At 59.6% G+C, this 6,000-nt stretch carries 7 protein-coding genes and 4 pseudogenes; 6 read left to right on the top strand and 5 right to left on the bottom strand.

Going from position 1 to position 6,000, the window contains the following annotated elements:
* Positions 1-94 precede the first annotated feature (94 nt).
* Positions 95-268 (top strand): annotated as a pseudogene (locus tag NANH_RS28355) (IS5/IS1182 family transposase); the annotation flags it as partial.
* Here NANH_RS28355 and NANH_RS25325 read toward each other — a convergent pair.
* A pseudogene (locus tag NANH_RS25325) lies at positions 253-843 on the bottom strand (transposase family protein); the annotation flags it as partial. The pseudogenes NANH_RS28355 and NANH_RS25325 overlap by 16 nt on opposite strands.
* Positions 844-1,005: 162 nt before the next feature.
* Between NANH_RS25325 and NANH_RS0103290 the strand changes: the two are divergent.
* The 5 genes from NANH_RS0103290 to NANH_RS0103305 all read left to right on the top strand — a co-directional run bounded on the left by NANH_RS0103290 (position 1,006) and on the right by NANH_RS0103305 (position 4,503).
* Positions 1,006-2,031 carry an IS110 family RNA-guided transposase gene (locus tag NANH_RS0103290; RefSeq protein WP_027260448.1) on the top strand — a complete coding sequence of 342 codons (1,026 nt, stop codon included), beginning with the start codon at positions 1,006-1,008 and terminating at the stop codon, positions 2,029-2,031.
* A 389-nt stretch (positions 2,032-2,420) separates the two neighbouring features.
* The gene (locus NANH_RS28890; protein WP_169730242.1) at positions 2,421-2,789 is read left to right on the top strand and encodes a transposase domain-containing protein; all 369 of its coding nucleotides are present in this window, start codon (positions 2,421-2,423) and stop codon (positions 2,787-2,789) included.
* A 55-nt stretch (positions 2,790-2,844) separates the two neighbouring features.
* Complete coding sequence (locus tag NANH_RS0103295; protein WP_027260747.1) at positions 2,845-3,543, top strand: hypothetical protein; 699 nt, start codon at positions 2,845-2,847, stop codon at positions 3,541-3,543.
* Between the two features lie 319 nt (positions 3,544-3,862).
* Entirely contained in the window at positions 3,863-4,108 is a 246-nt protein-coding gene (locus NANH_RS0103300) for an AbrB/MazE/SpoVT family DNA-binding domain-containing protein (protein ID WP_027260748.1), read from the top strand.
* The gene (locus NANH_RS0103305) at positions 4,105-4,503 is read left to right on the top strand and encodes a PIN domain-containing protein (RefSeq protein WP_027260749.1); all 399 of its coding nucleotides are present in this window, start codon (positions 4,105-4,107) and stop codon (positions 4,501-4,503) included. Before NANH_RS0103300 ends, NANH_RS0103305 begins: the two co-directional genes overlap by 4 nt.
* Before the next feature lie 5 nt (positions 4,504-4,508).
* Here NANH_RS0103305 and NANH_RS29220 read toward each other — a convergent pair.
* The 4 genes and pseudogenes from NANH_RS29220 to NANH_RS25335 all read right to left on the bottom strand — a co-directional run.
* Positions 4,509-4,691: pseudogene (locus NANH_RS29220) on the bottom strand (phage portal protein); the annotation flags it as partial.
* Position 4,692: 1 nt separating this feature from the next.
* Positions 4,693-5,193: pseudogene (locus tag NANH_RS25330) on the bottom strand (recombinase family protein); the annotation flags it as partial.
* Complete coding sequence (locus tag NANH_RS0103315; RefSeq protein WP_074920537.1) at positions 5,190-5,609, bottom strand: DUF2924 domain-containing protein; 420 nt, start codon at positions 5,607-5,609, stop codon at positions 5,190-5,192. The gene NANH_RS0103315 and the pseudogene NANH_RS25330, both read right to left, overlap by 4 nt.
* Positions 5,606-5,833, bottom strand: a complete 228-nt coding sequence (locus NANH_RS25335; protein WP_051372216.1) for a DUF3489 domain-containing protein — start codon at positions 5,831-5,833, stop codon at positions 5,606-5,608. The genes NANH_RS0103315 and NANH_RS25335 overlap by 4 nt, the downstream gene beginning before the upstream one ends.
* Positions 5,834-6,000 lie beyond the last annotated feature (167 nt).

Below are 6,000 nucleotides of genomic sequence, written 5' to 3' on the forward strand. Positions count from 1 at the left end.
TCACGGCAGAAACCCTGCAATTTCGAGCCATGATATTAAGCCCGGAAAGCCCCCTCCGGAACAAGACGATCTCCTGCGGGCCCGTTTGGTCGAGATGGTCGACATGCGGCATGAACTGGTGGCGTTGGAAACGCTGATCGACTGGGATGTGTTCGAGAGGGAGTGGGTCGGGTTCTTTCCCTCCCACACCGGTCGCCCGGCGACCATGACGCGCCTGGTCGCCGGCCTGCTTTATCTTCAACACGCCTATGCGCTCTCGACCGTGGCAGGTTCCCTGTCCGGCAGAAGGTCGATGACCCGCCGCCGCTCCAGGTCGCAGATCATAGTGCCGTATCGCTGTCCCTTGCGCCAGGCCCAGTCGTCGATACCGATGACGCGGAGGTCACTGCTCGCGGCCTCCGTCATGTTTTGAATGCTGCGCAGGAACGTATCCTTGCTGACGGGCAGTAGGAGCCGTCTGGCGAGCGCCTGAGCCGGACGCCCGCCGAGTGCGAGGCCTATGTGCCGAACCAATCCTTGCAGACGGGAAGTGCGCCGCGCGTGTGGATGTGTCACAGATAGCGGAAACCGCTCCGCGAAAATCCTGGTAGAGCAATACATGGAACGGCAGCGAAAGCGGCGAACCTGCAACACCAACTCCACCTTCCTACCATGCGCAGGAAGATCGGCAGGTCGGCGCTGGTACCTGCTGTGGACGTGGCCTGAAACCGCGCCACAGCGCGGACACGCCGCCGCGGCTTTGGCTGAACGGGAGTGAATCCGGATCGTGTTCCCTACAAGCTCGACCTGGTCGGCTTTCAGACCTGCGGGAAGCAAATCCCGCCGAATAAATTGTGTCGTCATCGGCAACCTCCATCAAAGACTGCCAAAATATAGTACCCTACTGGCCCAGTTGCACCAAATGTGCGTCAGACCCAACTTTGATGGAGTGGATGCCCCCACCCGACGGCATCGCAATGTGCCAAGATGGTGATGTTGAAGTCACCATAGAAAGAGGAGGCATCCATGGATGAGGTTAGCATCGTTGGCGTTGATCTGGCAAAACAGGTCTTCCAGGTTCACGGAGCTGCGGCGGATGGGAGGGTCCTGTTTCGCAAGAAGTTATCACGGCCGCAGTTTCTGAAGTTTATGGCGGGTTTGCCGCAGTGCGTCGTGGCAATGGAGGCCTGCGGGACCGCACATTACTGGGGCCGGGAACTGACACGGCACGGCCATGAGGTTCGGCTTATTCCGCCAATCTATGTGAAGCCCTTCGTAAAACGCCAAAAGAACGATGCGGCTGATGCCGAGGCTATCGCCGAGGCCGCGCAGCGCCCGACGATGCGCGGTGTCACGGTGAAAACTGCCGAACAGCAAGCGCAGGCAATGCTCTTCCGCACCCGCGATCTGCTTGTCGGACAGCGCACCCAGTTGGTGAATGCACTCCGGGGGCACCTTGCCGAACATGGTATCGTTCTGGGAAAAGGTATCGGCAATGTCCATCACCTCGCCGTGCGCATCGAAGAAGATAAAAGCCTTCCAGGCCTTGTCAGAGACATGGCGCGGCTCTACCTCGACCGGATCGCCGGACTAAGCGCCGAAATCGACAATCTGAACACCCGCATTGCGGCTGCGGCGAAGGAAAGCGATGTCGCGCGCAAGCTTCAGACGATGCCGGGGGTTGGACCGATTTGCGCCATGGCGATCACAACCTTCGCGCCCGACTTGCGCGAGTTCCGCCGGGCTCGCGATTTCTCGGCCTGGCTCGGTCTTGTTCCCCGGCAGCACTCAAGCGGCGGAAAGCAGAAACTTGGCCGCACGTCGAAGATGGGCCAGCGCGACATCAGGCGCTTGCTGATCGTGGGCGCCATGTCCGTCGTGCATTGGCGGGGCCGAGATGGAGGTCGGCCAGGTTCGTGGCTTTCTCGAATGCTGGCTCGTAAACCACGAATGCTGGTCGCCATCGCCCTGGCCAACAAGATGGCTCGAATGGTCTGGGCCATGCTTGTTCGAAATGAAGAATACCGAGATCCGGCTGGCGCGGTTTGCTGACCAAGACTGCCGGAGTGTCGGCGATGTGAGGAGGACGACGATCTGTATGGGCAAATGATCGACTAGATCCGGAACGGGGAAGCCTGTGGCGTGCAACGAGCTCGAGCTCGGAATTTTGATGAGGCCTCCGATCCGCGCATCACCATACCGGCCCGCGGCATGTCATGGCCGCACCAGAGAGGCCTGAAACATGACCGCACCCGATCACACGCTCAGAAAGTCAGAGAATCCTTGCATTGAAGGGGGCATCCAAACATGCATGCCGGTTCACAGGTTGGATTTGGGTATTCCGGTTCCTCGTCTGGTGCAAGCGCGCCGGGCGCGGAGCCCTCAAATTGCTCAAGCGCTCGGCGCGCTTGCTGCGGTGTCCGCGTTACCCCGGTGCGTGCATGACCGCATTCGCCGAAGACAAGCTCACAGACGGTCGCGCCAGGTTGGTTCGTCACGGCTACCTGAAAACCACCCTCGAAGCCATCGCCGTGGGCCGTCCGCGAAACCGCATCAATGACCTACTCCCCAAGAATTTCCGGCCGTCAAGTGCAAACTCTGGTGCCCTCAAGACGCCGCTTACTGCTCATCCCCGCCAGTTGCCACATTGGATTTTCGTGGTGAATCTCAGACGCCATTTGCGCAACAAGGGCAAACCGCACCGCCAGAACAGAATCTACGCTCAGTGCGAATGTCAGATACCCGAAATCTGGCTAAAAGTCCGAAATACACTTGATTCCGCGAAATGCTGCGGCATTATGAGAGGGTGACGTTCTATCTTGGGTCGCAGGTTGAATTTAACGCGAATCATTGCGAGATCATGATATGGGAAAAGGGGAAACAGACGAAGACCGCCAGAACGAGAATCTAAAAACCTTCCTTGAATGGATAAAAAATAGTGGCAAATTCATTTTGCCGATTCCGAACCGGGGTGCAATTTATGCTGGGCTTGGGAAAAGCAACTTTATGAAGATGAAAAAGGGTTTTCAATCAGAACCTGAAACTACGCCGATGTGGAAGATCATAGAAAAGGCGGAAAAAGAAGCGCGTGAATATCATGGCTATGTAACGATAGATTCTATCAGCGACGTGCTAAGGCGTATTAAATCGCCCTTGCCAAAGTTGATTGAAGCCACTGGTGCGAATGCTGGGCATCAGAAAAAATATTCTGACATGTTGTCTTGTGTGGAAGCTCTTGCTAGTGATGGTTGCGCATTGCTGCCTAAGCCCGCCCGACGCAAGGTTTGGCACCTGGTATCAGAAAAGTATGCAGAAAATTTACAAGGGGATGTACAGGTGTGGGAGGGCGTATCCAAGCGCCTGCGATTGTTGGAAAAATACAAGGTGATGTTGCAGGTAGAACTAAAGAAGGTTCAAGGTAATCCAAATGTTTCGGCCGCAAGTCGCAAGAAGGTTGAAGGGCTCATAAAAAAATATGAAGCGCACTATGGTGAATTGGGGAAAGTCGCCAGGTCAAATGACTCTAAGCTGAAGGCTAGCTACAAAAAGTCTATGAAAAAGTAGAGATTTTGGAGCCATAAAACTCAGAGTAGCCGACATTCTCCAAGTAGAGCGTCGACCGGTTGATTTTGCCGCCGTCTTGCGCATCGATCAAGCCTAACCGGTAATATGCGGAGCGGATTTGTTATGCGGAGTTAGTCATAGAAGTTCCGTTTGATCAAAGGGTTGATCATGCGTTGCTACGTTGACAAGGCGCGCTGTGCGATCTGGGCGTGATGCATGGTGGTCATCTCGTGCAAAGTGGTATCGGACGAACTCTTGATTTCTCCGCCCGAGATCAGATATGGTAAGGAGTAATCAGAAAATGTAAGGCGATACGCTCATGCAGGAATCGACGGTCACGGTGAAGGGGCAGACAACTCTGCCGAAGGATGTCCGGACGGCGCTTGGTCTCGCGAGCGGCGATCGGGTCCGGTACGTCATCCTGGATGGCGAGGTCCGGCTCCTGAAGGTGCAGCCTGTGAGCGGCCTGGCGGGCCTGCTTGCCCGGACGGGTCGGAAACCCGTCAGTCTTGAAGAGATGGACGAGGCCATCGCCGGTGGCGCCGCTGAAGGTTCCAAGGCGTGATTGCCATCGACACCAACGTGCTGGTGCGCTTTCTGACCCAGGACGATCCCGATCAGGCCCGCGCCGCCACGGAGTTCATGACCGGGCTGCGCGCGAGTGACCCGGGCTTCATCAGCCGCGAGGTCATGGTGGAGCTGGTCTGGGTGCTGGAGCGTGCCTATGGTTTTGGCCGAGCGGAGGTGGCGGGGGCGCTGGAAGGCCTGCTCTCCGCCACCGAGATCGAGGTCGAAGAGGCCGATGATACCGGCCGGGCGGTGTTTCAGTACCGGGAAGGCGGCGCTGGCTTTGCCGATCTGATGATCGCCGCGGTGGCGCGCCGGGCGGATGCGGTGCCTCTGGTGACCTTCGACCGGAAGGCGGCGCGCATCCCCGGCGTCGAGCTTCTCGAACGCTGAGTCCATCAGGTTGTCTCCTCGTTCCCGGGCCTGTCGTCTTCTGGCTCGTGTTCAGATTCATTGTCGCTTTGGCCTTCGCCTCCCGCACCAGGCCCCTGTGCCGGTGATCCCGGCCGGCGGAAGTCCAGCCCCAGCGCCTGTTCCCGGTCGCGTTCGGCTGCGATCTCGCGATCAACCTGTTCGGCGTCAGGGCACGAAGTAGCGCCGCTGATCGCTGGCTTCGAACTCGCGCTCGATGCGACTGAGTCCCCGGATCGTGACCTCGCGCTCGAACTGGGCGAAGGACAAGAGCACGTTCAGCGTCAGCCGGCCCATCGAGGAGGACGTGTTGAAGGCCTGGGTGACCGAGACGAAGGAGCAGTTCGCCGCCTCCAGCCGGTCGACCAGCCGGGCGAAATCGGCCAGCGACCGGGTCAGCCGGTCGATCTTGTAGACCACCACCATGTCGATGCGCCCGGCCTCGATCTCGGCGAGCAGGCGTTGCAGGGCCGGGCGCTCCAGGGTGCCGCCGGAGACCCCGCCATCATCAAAGCGGGCGGGCAGCAGCTTCCAGCCCTCGTGGCGCTGGCTGGCGACATAGGCAGCACAGGCCTCGTGCTGGGCGTCCAGCGAGTTGAACTCCTGGTCGAGCCCCTCGTCCGAGGATTTGCGGGTGTAGATGGCGCAGCGGATCTTGGGGCGCTGGCTCATGAACCTGGCTTTCCGGTCAGCCCGAAGAACCGCGGCCCGGACCAGTGGGCGCCGGTGATGGCGCGGGCGATGGCCGAGAGCGAGCGGTGGGTCTGGCCTTTCCAGAGATAACCGTCTGCGGTGACATCGACGACATGGGTGACCCCGTTCCATTCGCGGAGCAGCCGGCCGCCGGGCTTGAGGGCGGGGCTTTTGGCGCGCGGGGTTTGATCGGTTGTCTTCGCAAGCGCGGTCTTCACCTGCCGGGGCAGCCCGCCGTGGCGGCGGGTCTGCAATTCGAAGGCGATGAAGCGGCGGAGGAAGGGCTGGCTCAGCATCTTCGGGGCGGGTCCGGCGAAGATATCATGCCAGAGGTCCAGCAGATCCGGCCGTTCCATCGCCTCCAGATCCCTTATCTCACCAGGTGCCGCCATCATTCATCCCCCGCGCCTGACGGCATATGGTAAATTGCTGGCGCACCTGCCTTCCCGGCCAGACGGCGCTCGATGGGCAGGCCTTTCTTGCGCATTGTGCTGAGCGCTGAACGAGCCGAATGCGGCTGCCAGCCGGTTGCCGTGCAGATGGCTTGAAGGCTGGCGCCGGAGGGGCGCCGAAGCATCGCCTGCACCTTGGCTGCCTTGGTCTCTTCGCGTTTTGTCATGAATCTTTCCTCGGATTTCGAGGCTGGCATGTTGCCGCGCCCCGGTACCGGGGAGAGCCCGAACGCGTCGGGCCTGGGTCCAGTGATGCGTGGTTCGGGCAAGTAGTCCAGTTGTTTCCATCGGCGGGTCCGGCGCAGTGGAGCGTGACGAGGCTCTCGCTGAACCA

This window comes from Sedimentitalea nanhaiensis DSM 24252 (genome assembly GCF_000473225.1).
GTDB lineage: Bacteria > Pseudomonadota > Alphaproteobacteria > Rhodobacterales > Rhodobacteraceae > Sedimentitalea > Sedimentitalea nanhaiensis.